Below are 17045 nucleotides of genomic sequence, written 5' to 3' on the forward strand. Positions count from 1 at the left end.
GCGAACACCCCTGGGCGGGCGGACACCATTCGCCACCTGACGGCCGAATACCTCTGTCGCAGAGGCGAATCTGGCCACGAGCGTGCGGGAGCACCCATGCTCGAACCGCTATCTTGGTTCAGCGTCACATCACCAGCTGGCCGGTCGCCCGATTTCGAAGGGGCGACGCCCATTCGATGCAGTACGGCCGGGGCGGCGGGCAGGTGCTGTGCCACCGACGGCACGGTAGCGCTTTGTACCGCAGGAGAACTGTGGTGGCCGTCGCACGAAGGCGGGTTGTTTCTCCAGGAAAGCGCTTCGATTCGGTCGGATGCGTTAACGCACTGTACCGCGAGGGAACTGGGATGACCGTCGCCGAAAGGTGGGTTGGCTCTGCGGGAAAGCGCCTTGGTCCGCGACGATCGTTTCCTCATTTCCGGAGGTCCGGCTTGCCCGAAACATCCTCGTCGGGCTCCGGATTGTCCGCAGGCACAGTGAGTTCCGTGTTCTCGGCGGTGCCGGTATCGGCCGTGCTGACACCGGCCTCGGCGAAGGTGGACATCTCAGCGAGCGTGGCGACGGCGGCGCGCAGGATAGGGAGGGCGGTGAGGGCGCCGGAGGCTTCGCCGAGGCGCATGTTCAGGTCGAGCAGCGGTTTCAGGCGCAGGCGTTGCAGGGCCAGGTTGTGGGCGGGCTCGGTGGAGCGGTGGCCCGCCAGCCACCAGGCCGACGCGCCGGCGGCCAAGTCTTCGGCGACCAAGGCGGCGGCCGTGACGACGACGCCGTCGAGGATGACGGGCGTGCGGCGAGCAGCGGCCTGGGCGAGGAAGCCGGCCATGGCGGCGAAGTCGGCGCCCGCGGCGACACGCAGCAGTTCGACGGGGTCCTTGACGCTCGGTCGAGCCCGGCGCATGGCGTCTCGAATCGCGGCGACCTTGCGTGCCCAGCCCGCATCGTCGACGCCGGTGCCGCGGCCCACGGCGGCGACGGGTTCGGTGTCGGTGAGCGTTGCGATGAGGGCCGTGGCCGGCGTCGTGTTGCCGATGCCCATGTCACCCGCGATGAGCAGGTCGGCGCCCCCGTCGATCTCCTCGTCGGCGATCGCCTTGCCCGCGGCGAGCGCGGCCGCGACCTCGTCCGTGGTGAGCGCGTCCTCGCGGTCGATCGAGCCGCTGGAGCGTCGCACCTTGTGCTTGGCGATGAGCGAATCGGTGTCGCCGTCGACGGAGATGTCCGCGACCCGGACGGTGGCGCCCGCGACGACGGCGAGCGCATTCACCGCGGCGCCCCCACCGAGGAAGTTGGCGACCATTTGCGCGGTGACCTCGCTCGGATACGCCGAAACCCCGTGCCGCGCAACGCCGTGATCCCCGGCGAACACCACAACCCTGGCCCGCTCGAACTGCTTCGGCGGGCACACACCCTGACACGCCGCAACCCAATTGCCGAGCTCCTCGAGCCGCCCGAGCGACCCACCGGGTTTGGTCAACTCCGCCTGCCGCCGCTCCGCCGCCGCCCGAACCTGTGCGTCAGGAGGCGTCACCGGTCCAAATCCGTGTGTCACTGTCGAGCCTTTCCGTTCAGCACGGTCCCTACACCCATCGCCGCCCAATCTTGCCCGCCCCAACCGCCGCCCCGCACATCACCCATCCCAACCACGATTTGCACCCGCACACGGCGCCGCGTCGCGGACTGCGATCCACGACGACTCGGCTCGTCCGCAGGAGTTTCGGCTGACCCGCCACCCGCTACGTCGGTGGGCTCGATCACCTCGGTTGGCCGACGTGCGTGGTGGGGCTGACGTGCTGGGGGCCGACGAACTGAGCCGACGATCGGCCGACGAACTCGGTTGGCCTCGACGAACTCGGTTGGGCAGCGAACTCGACCGGCCCAACGAACGGCTGGCTCCACCGACTCGGCTGGGCGTCGAACCTGTCCGGTCCCACGAACTCGGCTGCGTCGGTGAACTCGGGTGGTCCCGCCAACTCGGCCGTTCCACGTGCTTGGCTGGGCCGACCAGCTCGGCCGGTTCGACCACTTGGCTGGGTCGGCGAAGTTGGCCGGGTCGCACCGACCTGGCCGAACAGGAGAATTCGGTTAGCCCGACGAACTGCTGGCCCCAACCAACTTGGCTGGGCCGTCGAACTTGTCCGGTCGTACCAACTCGGCTGTGCCCACCAACTCGATTGGGCCCGCGCCCTCGGCTGGCCGACCAGCTCGGCTGGTCCCTCGTGCTCGGCTGGTTCGACTACCTTGCTGGTCCCACCGTCGGCCGGTCTGACCACCTAGGTTGGCCCCGCCACCTCGGTTGGCCCCGCCACCTCGGCTGGTTCGATCACCTCGCTGGTTGCACCACCTCGGTTGTTCCTGCCAACTCGGCCGGTCCACATGCTCAGCTGATCCCACGAACTTTGGTGGGGCAACGAACTCAGCTGGCTTGACCAGCGCAGTTGGGTCCACCACCTCGGCTGGGTCCGCCTACTCGGCTGTCTACGTGCTCGACTGGCTCGATCAACTCGGCTGGTTGCCCCAACTCGGCTGACCCGGTATCTCGACCTGTCCACAGGAACTCGGCCAGCTTGCTGCGACCGTCGGCCCACATGCTGAGTACGGCGCGGATGTGCGAAGCGAGTGCTGTCAGGGGAGGCGGTTCACTTCAGGCGCATGGGTAGGCCGGCTACTACCAGGAACGCTTCGTCGCAGATTTGGGCTAGGCGTTGGTTGAGGGTGCCGATTTCGTCGCGGAAGAGGCGGCCGGAGCGGGTGGCCGGGACGACGCCCATGCCGACCTCGGGGCTCACGATGATCAGGCGGCGTGGGTAGGCGGCGACGGCGGTGAGGAGGGCGTCGGTGTCGGGGGTGATGGTGCCGCGTGGGGAATCCCAGGCGGCGCGGGCGTCGATGCGGGCGGTGAGCCAGGTGCCGATGTCGTCGATCAGGGTGCTGCCCTCGGGGGCCGGTGCGGCGAGAACGGCTGCGGGGTCGGCACTTTCGAGCACGGTCCAGTCGGCGGGCCTGCGGTCGCGGTGTGCGGCGATGCGCTCGGCGAAGTCGAGGTCGGCGGGGTCGGGGATCGAGGTGGCGAGATAGCGAACCGGTCCGGCGGCGTGCTCGGCCAGCTCCTCGGCATAGCCGGACTTACCCGACCGAGCGCCGCCCAGGACGAGCGTGCGGCGCGGCTCGACGGTAAAGGCACTGTGCGACACGCCAGCACGGTATCAATCCGTCCCAGCCCCGTCTGCCAGCGCTCCACGACCCAGGTGTCGCCACACAATCAGCGGGCTCCCACCCCTCGCGTGAGTCGCCCCGGATCGCACATCCAGCAGAGGCAAATGGTCGCCCGTGAGTGTCGAGCAGAGTCGAATGGTCGCACATGAAGATCGTTCAGCGACCATTCCACTCTGCTCGCTATCCGGCGCGGCGTGCCCGGGGATTGCCATGCGTCGCAGGGCCGTGATGGATCGCCGTGTCGCGGGGGACCGTCCAGGATTTCATGAGCCGTTACGGATGGCGGGGATTGCCCCTAATCGCGGGCCGCCTCGTGTCGCGGAATTGCCTCGCGTCGCGGGGCCGTTCGCGGGGGCCGCCTCGTGTCGCGGAATTGCCTCGCGTCGCGGGGCCGTTACGTGTCGCGGGGATTTGCCTGCGCGTCGCGGGGCTCGCCGCGGATTGCATGAGCCGTCCCGGATTGCCCCGGATCGCAGGGGCCGCCTCGCATCGCAGCGATTGCTTCGCGTCGCGGGGGTCGTCCCGCATCGCAGGGATTGCCATGCGTCGCAGCGGCCATCACCCATCACAGGGCCGCCTCGGATCGCAAGGATCACCTCGCGTCGCCGGGGTCCGGAGCGCAGGGATGCCCCCGGCCCGGGGACTGCCACGGGTCGCAGGGACCGTCACGCATTGCGGAGGAGTGCCACGGATCGCAGGAGCCGTCGCGGAGTCGCGTGGATTGCCCTCAGCTCGCAGGGATTGCCACGCGTCGGAGGGACCGTCAAGCATTGCGGGGATTGCCACGGATCGCAGGAGCCATCGCGGGGTCGCGTGGATTGCCCGCATCGACAGGCCCTCGCTCGCATGCAGATACCTGATCTGCGCCCACTCCTGCACTGAGACCCTTCCGATCGTGGATGGGTGGCCGATTTTCAAAGAGCGCCAGTGGCCGGGTTTGTTTTCAACGAGTGCTGACAGGGGGACTGCCACGGATCCCAGAGCCGTCACGTATAGCGGGGATCGCCACGAATCGCAGGGGCCGTCACAGGGTCGGGTGGATTGCCCCGGATCCGGGGATTGCCACGGATCGCAGGGGCCGTCACGCATTGCGGGGATCGCCACGAATCGCAGGAGCCGTCATGGCGTCGCGTGGATTGCTCGCATCGGAGAGATTGCCACCCATCACAGGGTCACCGAGACCTCGGGATCCGCACCGCCACTTGCGTCCCGAACGGGCGCGGATTCTGAGAAGGAGTGCGGCACCGAGGAGGCCGAGTCAGGCGGAGGCTTCGACCACATCCGTGGCGCCGAAGCGCCGCCGGTACTCGGTGGGTGCGATGCCGACCAGCCGTTGGAAGTGGTGGCGCAGCAGTGCGCCGGAGCCGAAACCCGCGCGGGCGGCGATTTGCTCGAGTCCGAGGTCGGTTTCCTCGAGCAACTGTTTGGTCAGCAGCACGCGCTGGTTGGTCAGCCACTTCACCGGTGTGGTTCCGGTTTCCGCGGCGAAGCGGCGGGCGAACGTGCGGGTGGACATGTTCGCCCGCGCGGCGAGGTCTTCGATGGTGTGCGGGAGGTCGAGGTGCTCGTTCATCCACTCCAGCGTGGGGATGAGGCTGTCGGAGGTGCAGGTGGCGACGGGGCGTTCGATGAATTGGCGCTGCCCGCCGTCGCGCTGGGGCGGCACGACCATCCGGCGTGCGATGGCGTTGGCCACGGCGCTGCCGAGTTCGCGGCGCACGAGGTGCAGGCAGGCGTCGATGCCCGCGGCGGTGCCCGCGCTGGTGATCAGGTTGCCTTCGTCGACGAACAGGACGTCGGGGTCGACGGTCGCCTCGGGGTACAGGGCGGCTAGCTCGTCCACGTAGCTCCAGTGGGTGGTGCACTTGCGCCCGTTCAACAGCCCGGCCGCGCCGGCGAGGAAAGCGCCTGAACAGACGGTCAGCACGATCGCGCCCGAGGCCGAGGCGCCCCGCACGGCGTCGAGGACGCGCGGATCGAACTCGAGTTTCGACGCGGCGGCCGGGATGGCGACGAGATCGGCCTTCGCCACGTGCTCGAGGCCGTACTCGGGCGTGAGCGTGATGCCGGGCGTGCTGGAGCGCAGCGGCTTGCCCGGCTCGGCGCCGCACACCTTGAAGTCGAAGGCCGGGAGCCCGTCACCGGACCGGTCGAGGCCGAAAACCTCACAGACCACACCGAATTCGAACATGGCCATGCGTTCTGACAGGACGACGGCGACCTTGGACAGCATGCTTCGAGTGTAGTGGCTGAATCTTTACGAACTATGTCAGTTCAGCCACTTTCGGCGGTAACTCACCGAGCGCAAACTTACTGCCATGATTACTTTTCTGATCGCTATGGCAGTCATCGTCACTTTCGCCGCCGTCGTGAGCCACTACGCCGGCCCGGCGGGTTCATCCAACGTCACCGACCGCGACGCGCAGCGCATGCACGCCGAGCTGTCGGCCATGCACGGCCGAACCAGCAACATCTGACCCCGATGTCCCCCCAACCGGCTGCGGCCCGGCTCGTATTCCACGAGCCGGGCCGCAATCATGTCGGGGCGGTTCGCCGCGCCGTCTCGATACCGGCGATGTTCGGCGGAACCCAGGTCACGCCACTCCCTCGGCCACGCCTCAACGCGCACAGCGAACTGGAGCGCCTACAACGTCGACGCCCCTCCCTCGCGAGGGGAGGGGGACTGATGGCGGACGCTTCTCGCCGATCCTGCCGTCAGTGCCTGCTGATCGTTTGGCGAGTGCCGATGGACATCTTCCGTGACGTCGTCGGCAAGTAATTCTGAACGGAGCGAGATTGCGCGAACATCGAGTGCCGACGCCGCGCGTCGACCGAGCCCGCGAACGCCGACGGCATCGCCGAGCGGCGATCACCCCGGGCTAAGTCGGCTCACGAAGCACCCGGCCAGCTGCGGCTCCGCCTACGCGCGAACGGTTGACTCCTGACCTCGTGCGTCAACCGTCGCCAGTCCGGCTGACGCACGGAGCACTCAGTCGACCGCAACCCCCGCCGACGCGCGAGCGTCAACTGTCAGCGTCGAGGGGCCACCGCAAGCGAAGCTCACGATGCGCCCAACTCCGAACGAGCGGCTGCCGAGCGTCTATTCGCCGACTCGACCAACCCGCGATGTGCTCAACTGCGGCTCCGCCAACCCGCGATGCGCTAAACCGCGGCTCCGCCAACCCGCGATGCGCTCAACCGCGGCTCCGCCAACGCGCGAAAGCCAACGTCGAGCGTCAACTGGCTCACGAAGGCTCAACCGCGAACCCCTGCCAACGACGACTGCTGACGCCGAGCGCCCATCGCCGCTGGCTCGAGTAACCGCGACCCTGCCAACGGCGTGACCGCCAGCCACCGACGACCTAGATCGCGTCGCCCGGACTGACCCGAGGCTTCGGCGCACGCATCTTCCGAATCTGCGACGCGCGCACGAACGCGTACCAGCCGAGTTTGTACCCGGTGTCGTCGGTGTCGGGGAACCGCTCGCGGACCCGCCCGTTCACGATGCGTCCGAGCAGGAAGCCCTCGGCGATCATGAAGAACATCATCACCAGCATGGCCAGTGTGACGATCGTCTGCAGCCCGGGCGCGACGAACATCGACAGGATCAGCACGAGCGCCATCGGCATGAACAGGCCGACCAGGTTGCGCCGTCCGTCGACGATGTCGCGGACGAACGCGCGAACCGGACCCTGGTCGCGCGGCAGCAGGTACTTGTCCTCGCCGGCGAGCATGCGCGTGCGCCGGTCCTGCACGGCGGCCTTGCGCTCGGCGGCGGCCAGTTTGCGCTCCTCTTTGGTGCCGCGAGTGGCCTTGCGCCGGGCGCGGGCCTCCTTCGCGGTGAGCGGCGCCGGGGCGACTGGGCCGCGCCGCTTGCCTTGCGCGTCACGGCGTTTCGGTGTGGGACGGCCCTTGCCCGCGGTGGCGGTGACCGCCGTGCGAGTGGTGCCCGCGGTCGAGTCGCCGTCCGTGGCCGCCGTCCGATCGGCGGCCGCGTCGGTGGTGCTGGACTCGCCGCGACGGAACAATTTCACATCGACCAGGCTATTCGATGGAATACGCGGCGGGAAATGCGGTCCTATTCGCGCAGGTGTGGAGGGTCACGCAGGGGGCGTGTTCCTCGCGGCGCGGTGGTGGCAAGATGGAGGAATAGCAGCCCGCCGAGTGGTGTTGACCGACACGACCCGTGCGCTGTTCACGGGTCGACGACAGGTTCCTCGAGGAGAGTTCATGACTGTGCAGAACGAGACCGCCACCGAAACCCACGGTGTTGTGCTGACCGACGCTGCCGCCAGCAAGGCGAAGGCGCTGCTGGATCAGGAGGGTCGCGACGACCTGGCACTGCGGATCGCCGTGCAGCCCGGTGGCTGTGCCGGCCTGCGATACCAGCTGTTCTTCGACGACCGCTCGCTCGACGGCGACCTCACCGTCGACTTCTCCGGCGTCAAGCTGGCCGTCGACCGCATGAGCGCCCCGTACGTGCAGGGTGCGTCCATCGACTTCGTCGACACCATCGAGAAGCAGGGCTTCACCATCGACAACCCGAACGCCACCGGCTCCTGCGCCTGCGGCGATTCGTTCAACTGACCGAACCGTCCGCGCCACAAGCGGGTCACCCGCGTAACAGCCCACCCCACGTGAGTTTCGACTCGCGTGGGGTTGCGCGTTTTTGGGGTCGCCGGCGGGCCGTGCGCGGATCTGCTGTGCTCGCGGTGAGGGGTCCTGTTCGTAGTGGCTCCGGATGGTGTGGCGTGTCGGTGGTGATGCGGCGTGCTCTGGACGGGTGGGGTGCTGGCGGTGACGCGGCGTGCCCCGATGGTGGCCTGCTGGCGGTGATGCGGCGTGCTTCGGTGAGGTGGCGTGTTGGTGGCGATGCGGCATGCTCCGGGTGGGGCGGTGACGCGGCGTGCTCCAGATGAGACGGCGTGCTTGGTGGCGATCCGGCGTGCTCCGGGGCGGCATGCTGGTCGTGACGCAGCGTGCTTGTGATCGTCCGATGTGCTCCGGGTGCGGCGCTGTGCTGGCAGCGATGCGGCGTGGTCTGGGTAAGACGGGAACTGGTGATGATGGATGCGGCGTGGTCTGGGCGATGCGGCGTGCTGGTGGTGACGCGTTCGTCGTGACCGCGGCGTGCTCGTGGTGGCCGGTTCTCCTCACTGGGCCGCGCCTCCCCCGTGGTGACGTGGCGTGCTCCTGGTGATGCGGCATGCCTCGTGGTGACGCGGCCTGCTCTTGGCGGCGAGGCCTTCTCATGGTGACGGCAGCGCGGCCCGCAATTCGGGCTCCTCGCGATGAAATGCTGCCGACCTTGTCGGCGCGCCCGACGTCGCTCAGCCGAGATCACCCCCATGTGTCCGACCTCGGCGCGAGGCGGCATCTTCGAGACTGGTCGGCGAACTGCGTTCATGGCGATGCGGGGGCCGTTGGCGAGGGGTGCTGCGGAGTTGTCGGTGGCGCCGTGCGGTGACTGTGGTACTGCGGCGTTGGCGCCGGGTGCCGGGCGATGGCGGTAGTGCCACGGCGTTGGCGATGGATGCTGCGGAGTCGGCGATGGCGCCGTGGGTGACTGTGTTCTGCGGCGTTGGCGCCGGGCATTGGCGGTGGCGCCGGGGCGTCGGTGGTGGGTGCTGCGGCGTTGACGCCGGGCGACGACGGTAGTGCCGGGGCGTCGGCGATCGGTGCTGCGGAGTTGTCGGTCGCGCCGAGCGGTGACGTGTTGCCGGCGCGTCGGCGGATAGTGTGCCGACGTTGATGGTGGTGCCATGACCGGAATGCGACGCCCGTCTCAACTCGACACGCGGTGCCCGCCGCATCCTCAACTATCGCCCCACACCGACGATTTCATCGACAACCCCCCGATCGAGGTCTCGGTGCGGCGGGCCAACATTGGTACGGTTAGGCCGGGACTTCGTTCCCGGTCTGCCGCCTGCCGCCTACCGTTGAAGGGCCAGCCTCGTGTCCATCGCTGTTTCCGCGTCCATTGCCACCGACCATCTCATGCGTTTTCCCGGCCGGTTCCGCGACGCACTGCTGGCCGACCAGCTCGACCACGTCTCGCTCAGCTTCCTCGTCGATGATCTGCAGATTCGCCGCGGCGGCGTCGCGGGCAACATCGCTTACGCCATGGGGCTGCTGAACCGCACGCCCCTGCTGGTCGGTGCCGTGGGCGCCGACTTCGGCGAGTACCGCGAGTGGTTGGAGTCGCACGGCGTCGACTGCTCCGGCGTGCTGATCTCCGAGCGTGCGCACACCGCCCGTTTCGTCTGCACCACCGACGACGACATGGCCCAGATCGCGTCGTTCTACCCGGGCGCGATGAGCGAGGCCCGCGACATCTCCATCGGCGATCTCGCCAAGGAGCACTCGGTGGACCTCGTGCTGGTGGGCGCCAATGACCCCGACGCGATGCTGAGGCACACCGCCCAGTGCCGCGAGCACGGCATCCCGTTCGCCGCCGACCCGTCCCAGCAGCTGGCGCTCCTCGACGGCGAGCAGGCTGTGCAGCTGATCGACGGCGCCGCATACCTTTTCACGAACAAGTACGAGTGGGCGCTGCTGCTGCAGAAGACCGGACTGAGCGAGGCGGAGGTCGCCCAGCGGGTCGGCATCCGGGTGACCACGCTCGGCGAGCACGGTGTGCTGATCGTCGACCGCGACGGCACGGAGATCACCGTCGGCGTCGTGCCGGAGACCAATAAGGTCGAGCCGACCGGCGTCGGCGACGCCTTCCGTGCCGGTTTCCTCACCGGCCACACAGCGGGCCTCAGCCTGGAGCGCTCCGCCCAGCTCGGCTCACTCATCGCGGTCCTGGTCCTGGAGACCATGGGCACCCAGGAGTGGACCCTCAACAAGGAAACCGCCTTGGAGCGACTCGCAGGCGCCTACGGCGACGAGGCCGCCGCGGAGATCAAGCCCCTCCTCTGAGCACCAAAGGCAAAGCTTGGGAGCAGGCGTTCACATCCGTCGCGCGCTGAAGATCTCGTCGTTCAGGGATACGTGCGATATGGCTCGACATTCGGGCCGCCGACGTCGCGGTGATGCCCATCGCCTGCCGTTATCGACGCTGTAGCACTCACTGTCGGCGGGGGCGAGGGATTTGGGCCCGCTGTTTCGGGGTTTTGGGCGGATCCCGCACCCTCTCTCGGGGTCCGCACCGACTTTAGGGCCCTAAAGAGGGTGCGAGGCCTGAGAGGGGGTGCGCGGCCTGAGAACGGGTGCGGAGCCCGAGGGAGGGTGCGCGGCCCGAGAGAAGGTGCGAGGCCCGAGAGGGGGTGCGCGGCCTGAGAGAGGGTGCGCGACCCGAGGGAGGGTGCGAGGGGCGAGGGATTCGGGCCCGCTGTTTCGGGGCTTTGGGCGGATCCTGCACCCTTTCTCGGGGTCCGCACCGGCTTTAGGGCCCGAGAGAGGGTGCGCGGCCTGAGAGGGGGTGCGTGGCCTGAGAGAGGGTGCGCGGCCTGAGAGGGGGTGCGGGCCTGAGGGAGGGTGCCGACCTGGTGACCCTCGAAATCGGCGGCAACGACGCGGCATTGGCCGCGATCGTCCAACGCTGCCTCACCACCGACCCCGCCGCCACACCCTGCCTGGATGCCCTCGTCGTCGACGGCGTGGACCTCGGCTGAGAGAGGGGTGCGCGGGGCCCGAGGGAGGGTGCGCGGGCCGAGAGAAGGTGCGCGGCCCGAGGGAGGCTGCGAGGGGTGAGGGATTTGGGCCCGCTGTTTCGAGGCTTTGTGCGGGAGCCCGCACCCTCTCTCGGGGTCCGCACCGACTTTAGGGCCCTAGAGCAGGTGCGCGGCCCGAGAGGGGGTGCGCGGCCTGAGAGAGGGTGCGCGGCTCAAGAGGGGGGACGCGCGGCCCGAGGGGGGACGCGGGCCTGAGAGGGGGTGCGGGGTTCGAGGGAGGGTGCGGGGTTCGAGAAGGGGTGCGGGGTTCGAGGGAGGGTGCGGGGTTCGAGAGAGGGTGCGGGGTTCGGTGCCCCCTCACCTTCCGATGAGGGGGCCCTTCGCCCTACAGCGACACTGGGTACACCGGCTCCTGGATCTCCGGCTTGATCCGATCCTCGACGAAAATGCCGTGCCACACCATGAACACCAGCAGCGTCCACAGTCGCCGGCTGTGGTCGGAGGTGCCTGCGCGGTGCGCGACCAACATGTCGGTGATCGCGGCCTTGTTCAGCAGGTGGTCGGTCTGTGACTCGAGGATCTGCTGGTGGGCCCAGTCGTAGAGTTCGGTGCCGCGCAGCCAGTGTCGCAGCGGAACCGGGAAACCGAGCTTGGCGCGGTGCAGCACGTGGGGGGGCACGATGCCCTCGAGTGCTTGGCGCAGTGCGTATTTCGTGGTTTCCTTGGTGATTTTCTGCTCGAACGGCAGCCCCTCGGCGACCTTCAGCACCTCGGAATCCAGGAATGGCACCCGCAATTCGAGCGAGTTGGCCATGGTCATCTTGTCGGCCTTGACGAGGATGTCGCCGCGCAACCAGGTGAACAGGTCCAGATGCTGCATGCGCGCCACGGGATCCCAGCCGCGCGACTGCGCGTAGATCGGCGCGGTGACGTCCTGATGGGTCCACTCCGGCCGGAATTCGCGGAGCACGGAACGCAATTGAGCGTCGCTGAAGCTGCGCGCGTTGCCGTAGTAGCGCTCCTCCAGGCTGAGCGAGCCGCGGTGCAGCAGGCTCTTGCCCCTGGTGCCGTCCGGAATACGGTCGGAGAGCTTGCCCGCCAGCTTGCGCAGCCCGCGAGGCAGGTACTCGAAGGGCTTGAGCGACAACGGTTCCCGGTAGATGGTGTACCCGCCGAACAGTTCGTCGGCCCCTTCGCCGGAGAGCACGACCTTGACGTGCTTGCGCGCCTCCTTCGCCACGAAGTACAGCGGCACCAGCGCGGGGTCGGCGACGGGATCGTCGAGATACCAGACGATCTCGGGGATCGCGGCGGCGAACTCGGCGGGGGAGACGGTCTTGATGACGTGCTTCGCGCCGATCGCGGCGGCGGTCTCGGCGGCGACGTCGGCCTCCGAATAGCCCTCGCGCTCAAAGCAACTCGTGAACGTGATCAGCTTCGGGTTGTGCCGCATGGCGAGCGCGGCGACCGCGGTGGAGTCGATGCCGCCGGACAGGAACGAGCCGACGGTCACGTCCGCGCGCATGTGCTTGGCGACGGAATCCTCCATCGCCGCAGCGATCTCGCGGTAACGAGCGGCCTCCGATCCGGGCGCGAACGGGCGAACCTTGAACTGCGGATCGAAGTATCGAGTGGTCTTCGGCGCCTCACCGGGCCGCACCGTGGCGTAACTGCCCGACTCCAGCCGCCTGATGTCCTTGTGCAGCGTCTCCGCCTCCGGCACGTACTGCAGCACCGTGTAGTGCTCCAGCGCACGCGGATCCAGCGCGTCGGTGAGTTCGAGCGCGGGCAGCAGTTCCAGCAGGCTCTTCTTCTCGCTGCCGAACGCGGTGCCGCCCGGTCCGGTGGCCAGGAACAGCGGCTTGATGCCGAACGGATCCCGCGCCAGGAACAGCTCCTGAGTCTCGGTGTCCCAGATCGCGAACGCGAACATGCCGCGCAGCTTGCGCACCGCCTCGGGACCCCAGTAGTGGAACGCCGCGACCACGGCCTCGCCGTCACCCTCGGTCAGGAAGATCGAGTCGTCGCCGAACTCCGCACCGTGCGCCTCGGCCAGTTCCTTCCGCAGCTCGATGTAGTTGTAGATCTCGCCGTTGAAGGTCAGCGCGTAGCGATCACGGTTCTCCGGCGGGCCCCAGCGCAGCGGCTGGTGCGAGTGCTCGATATCGATGATCGACAGGCGGTTGAAGCCGAAGATCATGTGGACGGGCGCGTCGTCGCCGCCGTCGTGCCACGTCCCTCGCTCGTCCGGGCCGCGGTGGCGGACGCAGTGCAGCGCGTCGTACACCCGCTCCACCACGCCAGGCGCTGTCTGGTCAGATGTCAGGAACCCGAGCAGTCCACACACGGCGTCGGCAACCTCGTTTCTCCGGTCGGGACGCGGCCGACAACCGGCGCGTCCGAAAGTCTTGCGGGGGCGGTGCGCAGCGTCTGCCGCGAGCGATTGTTCGCCGGACGTGCCGGGGCCTGATCTCGCGGTGAGCACAGCGGCCGAAATGTTGTGTCCGAGTATGCCGCACACGCGCGCCGCGCGCGTAGTGCGCACCCTGTCCTGGGCTTTTACCGACGGACGCGCGGGTGATCGCGATCGGCGGAGTGTCGAATGCGACCCGACGACAAAGAGGGCGCCCGTTTGGTCTACGCTGCGTAGTACTCAGGCCATTCTCAGGCGGCGCACGCGCTCGACCGGAGACCGGCCTGACATGTGCTTAGAACGTATCGCCGGGGCGGTCGCAGCCCGGGCGGTGCAAATGTCGGAATGTGTGGCGACCAGGAAGGCGTGAGCGTGGCGCACAAGGCGAGCGAAGAGATCGGGGCACGACCCGGCCGGATCCTTCGACGGGCCGGGCTGGCGGTGTCCCTCGGGATCACCGCGGTGCTCGTCTCGGGCTGCTCGATCGACAATGTTTGGCTGCGGTTCGGCTGGCCCTCGGGCGTCACGCCGCAGGCCACCCGGATGCGGGAGCTGTGGACCTGGTCGGTCGTCGCCGCCCTGCTGATGGGCGTGCTGGTGTGGGGTCTGACCTTCTGGACCGTCACCTTCCACCGCAAGAAGGCCGACTCCCCGGAGTTCCCGCGTCAGACCGGCTACAACGTGCCGCTGGAGCTGACCTACACGGCCGTGCCGTTCGTCATCATCGCGGTGCTGTTCTACTTCACCGTCGTCGTGCAGAACTACGTGCACGAGAAGGTCGACAACCCCGACGTCACGGTCGACGTGACCGCCTTCCAGTGGAACTGGAAGTTCGGCTACCGCAACGTGGACTTCAAGGACGGCTACTCCTTCAAGGGCATCGACACCACCCGTGAGGCGTCGAACCAGGAGCAGCTCGAGGAGTACAAGGAGAAGACCAAGGACGGTCACCCGCAGCCGGGCCCCGTGCACGGCAAGCCGGAGAACGACATCCTCTCCTACCTGCACTACGACACCGTCGAGACCTACGGCTCCAGCACCGAGGTGCCGGTCCTGGTGCTGCCGACCAACAAGGTCATCGAGTTCCAGCTCGCCGCCGCCGACGTGGTGCACGCCTTCTGGGTGCCGGAGTTCCTGTTCAAGCGCGACGTGATGCCGAACCCGAAGGAAAACCACTCGGACAACGTCTTCCAGATCACCAAGATCGAGAAGGAAGGCGCGTTCGTCGGCCGCTGCGCGGAGATGTGCGGCACCTTCCACTCGATGATGAACTTCGAGGTGCGCGCGGTGTCGCCGGACAAGTTCACCAAGTACCTGGACGCGCGCAAGGCGGGCAAGACCAACGCCGAGGCGCTCGAGTCCATCGGTGAGTCGCCGGTCGCCACGTCGACCCGGCCGTTCAACACCGATCGCACGACCAAGACCGCGGCCGAGGCAAAGTAAGGGACTGATCTGATATGAAGATCGAAGCGCGGATTTTCGAACTGCTGACGGTGTTCTTCATCATCGTCGCGGTGGTCTACGGCTTCTTCACCGGCCAGTCCCGCACCGGCGTGGAGTGGGCGGGCACCACCGCGACCGTGCTGACCGCGGGCCTGTCGCTGATCATCGGCACCTACTTCCGTTTCGTCGCGCGCCGCCTCGACCTGCGGCCCGAGGACTACGAGGACGCCGAGATCGTCGACGGCGCAGGCGATCTGGGTTTCTTCTCGCCCGGCAGCTTCTGGCCCATCACGCTGGCCGCCGCGGGCTCCATCACGGCGCTCGGCCTGGCGTTCTTCCAGTTCTGGTTGATCGGGCTCGGCGTGGTGTGCATTCTCATCGCGGCCGCGGGGTTGGTGTTCGAGTACTACCTGGGTCCCGAAAAGCACTGAGTCGGTTCGCGAAAGGCCCCCTCCGTACGCGGAGGGGGCCTTTTGTTGTTGTGGCGCAAACTATGTGGTCTTGATGCTCGTCGCCGGTGGCGACAGTCTTGGCGGCGTGCGGGAAGACGAGCGGAAGAAGATCGGCGACGTGCTGGCCGGGTTCGCGAAGACCGGGTGGGTCGGGGGGTTGCATACGGGGATGCGAGGCGCCGAGCTGCTGGAAACGATGATCGGGCTCGGCTTGCCGATGGATGGGGGCGAAGACGCCCACGGCGGCCTGCTGACGAGGGAGGAAAGCGTCGAGGTGTATGTCACCGACGATATTCTGTGGATGCTGGGGCTGGACCACGAGGGTGCGCTGCCGGAACACGAGTTCCGGCTGCCGGAGAGCATGGGGGTGCCGGGCGGCGCCGGCTTCACGATGGACGAGATGCTGGCCCTGCTCGCCGAGCACCAATGCGCATGGGAGCCTTACCCTTCGCTGACCTTCGACGACCAGACGTCGATCAAGACGGAAGGCGGTGTGGTGGTCTCGTTCGAGCCGTTCGAACCGTCGGCGGAGTACGTTCTGACGGCCATGTACGCGTCGTTGCCGGAGTGGCGAGGGTGATCTCTACCCCTGTGCCGAAGGGGATGACGGCCCGGTGAGCACCTGCTTGGTGATCTTGCCGGTCTCCCCGCGCGGCAGCGAGGTGACGTCGCGCGGCACCGAGACGGTCCCGTGAGGCGCCGGGAGGAGGCGCTAGATCCCGAACGCGTGCATGAGGCGTGCGGTGGAGCGCGGGGCCACTCCCGCCAGCGCGTAGAGGGTGCGGGTGAAGCGGGGTTCGAGGCGAGGGGCTCTGGTGTGGATGGCGGATTCGATGCGGTGGGCGGTTTGCTCGGGTTTCTCGGTGTCGTCGAAGGCCGGGTAATGGACGGCGGTGACCTGGATGCCGTGCGGGGACAGTTCGGCGTCGGCGCACTCGCCGAAGGTGGTCCAGGCGGCCTGGGCGCTGGCGTAGGAGGCGAAATTCGCTGCCGCGCCGGTGTTTCCGGTGCGCGGGCCGACATTGATCACGTGGCCGGAGCCGGAGCGCAGCATCGCGGGTAGTAGGCCGAGGGTGAGGCGGAGCGGGCCGAAGTAGTTGGTCGCCATCGTCTGCTGATAATCGCGGAATCTCCGCAGTGACTGGGTCACCGGACTGCGCGTCGGTCGGCCGGCGGTATTGATCAGCACGTCGACCGTGCCGAACTCGCTGAGCACCCACGTGACCAGCTGATCCACATCGCCGAGGGCCGAGATGTCGCAGCGGTGCCATTCCGCCACACCACCGTCCGACCTGATCCGCGCGCAGGCCTGGGCGAGATCGTCGCTGTCCTGCGCGACCAACAGCGGCTGAGCACCCTGCGCGGCAAGCACACTCGCCGTGGCTCTGCCGATCTCGGAGCACGCGTCCGTGATCAGCACGCGCCGCCCGATCAGCGATCGCTCCGGCGGACGATGACGTTTACGCTCAGCGAAACCAACCGGCACAGCACGAAATTCGGGCATCGGCACAGCAACCTTCACACGCGAACGGGCTGAACACACGCACCGGCACCCCTGTCGCGATGCCGAGCCGCGCCTACCGCTACCTTTCAGCGACCGTTGCGCGGCCGGTCACAGTATAGGGTTCGTTACCCGCGCAACGGATCAGTTCGCGGAATGCGCACTGTGCTGCGGTCCGCGCTGGTGTCGCGTGCCTGCGCCCGTGCCTCATAAACAGGGCCTCGCCTTGGTGGGTGGCCGTGCGTCCCAGTTGGTGTCTCGCGCTTCGTGCTCGTGTCGCGTATCTCGTGTTCTCCGAAGGGGTGACACCCCGCTGCGGCGGGTGATCCCCGTGTGCTCGCCGGCGGGTGATCCCCGCGTGCTCGCGAGCCAGCGACCTTCCGCGTGTGAGGCGGACGTTTTTCGGCTGA

General features: G+C 68.0%; 13 protein-coding genes. 7 read left to right on the plus strand and 6 right to left on the minus strand.

Going from position 1 to position 17045, the window contains the following annotated elements; translation table 11 throughout:
- Nucleotides 1–409: 409 nt before the first annotated feature.
- The 3 genes from cobT to ON39_RS10840 all read right to left on the minus strand — a co-directional run bounded on the left by cobT (nucleotide 410) and on the right by ON39_RS10840 (nucleotide 5440).
- Nucleotides 410–1543 carry a nicotinate-nucleotide--dimethylbenzimidazole phosphoribosyltransferase gene (cobT, locus tag ON39_RS10830; RefSeq protein ID WP_051186497.1) on the minus strand — a complete coding sequence of 378 codons (1134 nt, stop codon included), beginning with the start codon at nucleotides 1541–1543 and terminating at the stop codon, nucleotides 410–412.
- 1087 nt (nucleotides 1544–2630) lie between these two features.
- Complete coding sequence (gene cobU, locus ON39_RS10835; RefSeq protein WP_040733344.1) at nucleotides 2631–3185, minus strand: bifunctional adenosylcobinamide kinase/adenosylcobinamide-phosphate guanylyltransferase; 555 nt, start codon at nucleotides 3183–3185, stop codon at nucleotides 2631–2633.
- Nucleotides 3186–4465: 1280 nt separating this feature from the next.
- Nucleotides 4466–5440 carry a helix-turn-helix domain-containing protein gene (locus ON39_RS10840; RefSeq protein WP_040733345.1) on the minus strand — a complete coding sequence of 325 codons (975 nt, stop codon included), beginning with the start codon at nucleotides 5438–5440 and terminating at the stop codon, nucleotides 4466–4468.
- 106 nt (nucleotides 5441–5546) lie between these two features.
- Between ON39_RS10840 and ON39_RS48645 the strand changes: the two genes are divergently transcribed.
- Entirely contained in the window at nucleotides 5547–5684 is a 138-nt protein-coding gene (locus ON39_RS48645; protein WP_157195437.1) for a hypothetical protein, read from the plus strand.
- A gap of 885 nt (nucleotides 5685–6569) precedes the next feature.
- On the opposite strand, the gene ON39_RS10845 is transcribed toward ON39_RS48645, so the two are convergent.
- Nucleotides 6570–7241: a DUF3043 domain-containing protein gene (locus tag ON39_RS10845; RefSeq protein ID WP_040733346.1), complete on the minus strand. Its 672-nt coding sequence runs from the start codon at nucleotides 7239–7241 to the stop codon at nucleotides 6570–6572.
- Nucleotides 7242–7437: 196 nt separating this feature from the next.
- Here ON39_RS10845 and ON39_RS10850 point away from each other — a divergent pair, with 196 nt between their 5' ends.
- The 3 genes from ON39_RS10850 to ON39_RS50515 all read left to right on the plus strand — a co-directional run bounded on the left by ON39_RS10850 (nucleotide 7438) and on the right by ON39_RS50515 (nucleotide 10826).
- A complete protein-coding gene (locus ON39_RS10850) occupies nucleotides 7438–7794 on the plus strand; it encodes a HesB/IscA family protein (RefSeq protein WP_040733347.1) in 357 nt (118 codons plus the stop codon).
- 1368 nt (nucleotides 7795–9162) lie between these two features.
- Nucleotides 9163–10131: a carbohydrate kinase family protein gene (locus ON39_RS10855; RefSeq protein ID WP_040733348.1), complete on the plus strand. Its 969-nt coding sequence runs from the start codon at nucleotides 9163–9165 to the stop codon at nucleotides 10129–10131.
- Between the two features lie 569 nt (nucleotides 10132–10700).
- Nucleotides 10701–10826: a hypothetical protein gene (locus ON39_RS50515; protein ID WP_255219254.1), complete on the plus strand. Its 126-nt coding sequence runs from the start codon at nucleotides 10701–10703 to the stop codon at nucleotides 10824–10826.
- A gap of 385 nt (nucleotides 10827–11211) precedes the next feature.
- Here the strand turns inward: ON39_RS50515 and asnB are convergent, their stop codons facing one another.
- A complete protein-coding gene (asnB, locus tag ON39_RS10860) occupies nucleotides 11212–13173 on the minus strand; it encodes an asparagine synthase (glutamine-hydrolyzing) (protein ID WP_040733350.1) in 1962 nt (653 codons plus the stop codon).
- Nucleotides 13174–13611: 438 nt separating this feature from the next.
- Between asnB and ctaC the strand changes: the two genes are divergently transcribed.
- The 3 genes from ctaC to ON39_RS10875 all read left to right on the plus strand — a co-directional run bounded on the left by ctaC (nucleotide 13612) and on the right by ON39_RS10875 (nucleotide 15714).
- Nucleotides 13612–14682, plus strand: a complete 1071-nt coding sequence (ctaC, locus tag ON39_RS10865; protein WP_083894370.1) for an aa3-type cytochrome oxidase subunit II — start codon at nucleotides 13612–13614, stop codon at nucleotides 14680–14682.
- Between the two features lie 14 nt (nucleotides 14683–14696).
- Nucleotides 14697–15113 (plus strand): cytochrome c oxidase subunit 4, encoded by a 417-nt coding sequence (locus ON39_RS10870; RefSeq protein WP_040733351.1) that lies wholly within the window; start codon nucleotides 14697–14699, stop codon nucleotides 15111–15113.
- Nucleotides 15114–15183: 70 nt separating this feature from the next.
- Nucleotides 15184–15714, plus strand: a complete 531-nt coding sequence (locus ON39_RS10875; RefSeq protein ID WP_146251194.1) for a hypothetical protein — start codon at nucleotides 15184–15186, stop codon at nucleotides 15712–15714.
- Between the two features lie 132 nt (nucleotides 15715–15846).
- Here the strand turns inward: ON39_RS10875 and ON39_RS10880 are convergent, their stop codons facing one another.
- The gene (locus ON39_RS10880) at nucleotides 15847–16554 is read right to left on the minus strand and encodes an SDR family NAD(P)-dependent oxidoreductase (protein ID WP_051186498.1); all 708 of its coding nucleotides are present in this window, start codon (nucleotides 16552–16554) and stop codon (nucleotides 15847–15849) included.
- Between the last annotated feature and the right edge of the window lie 491 nt (nucleotides 16555–17045).

Source organism: Nocardia tenerifensis NBRC 101015, assembly GCF_000308715.1.
GTDB lineage: Bacteria > Actinomycetota > Actinomycetes > Mycobacteriales > Mycobacteriaceae > Nocardia > Nocardia tenerifensis.

Bases quoted from the DNA above. Each gene is read 5' to 3' on its own strand.
- ON39_RS10850 (WP_040733347.1), top strand. From the start codon at position 7,438: ATGACTGTGCAGAACGAGACCGCCACCGAAACCCACGGTGTTGTGCTG.
- ON39_RS10840 (WP_040733345.1), bottom strand. From the start codon at position 5,440: ATGCTGTCCAAGGTCGCCGTCGTCCTGTCAGAACGCATGGCCATGTTC.
- ON39_RS10870 (WP_040733351.1), top strand. From the start codon at position 14,697: ATGAAGATCGAAGCGCGGATTTTCGAACTGCTGACGGTGTTCTTCATC.
- ON39_RS48645 (WP_157195437.1), top strand. From the start codon at position 5,547: ATGGCAGTCATCGTCACTTTCGCCGCCGTCGTGAGCCACTACGCCGGC.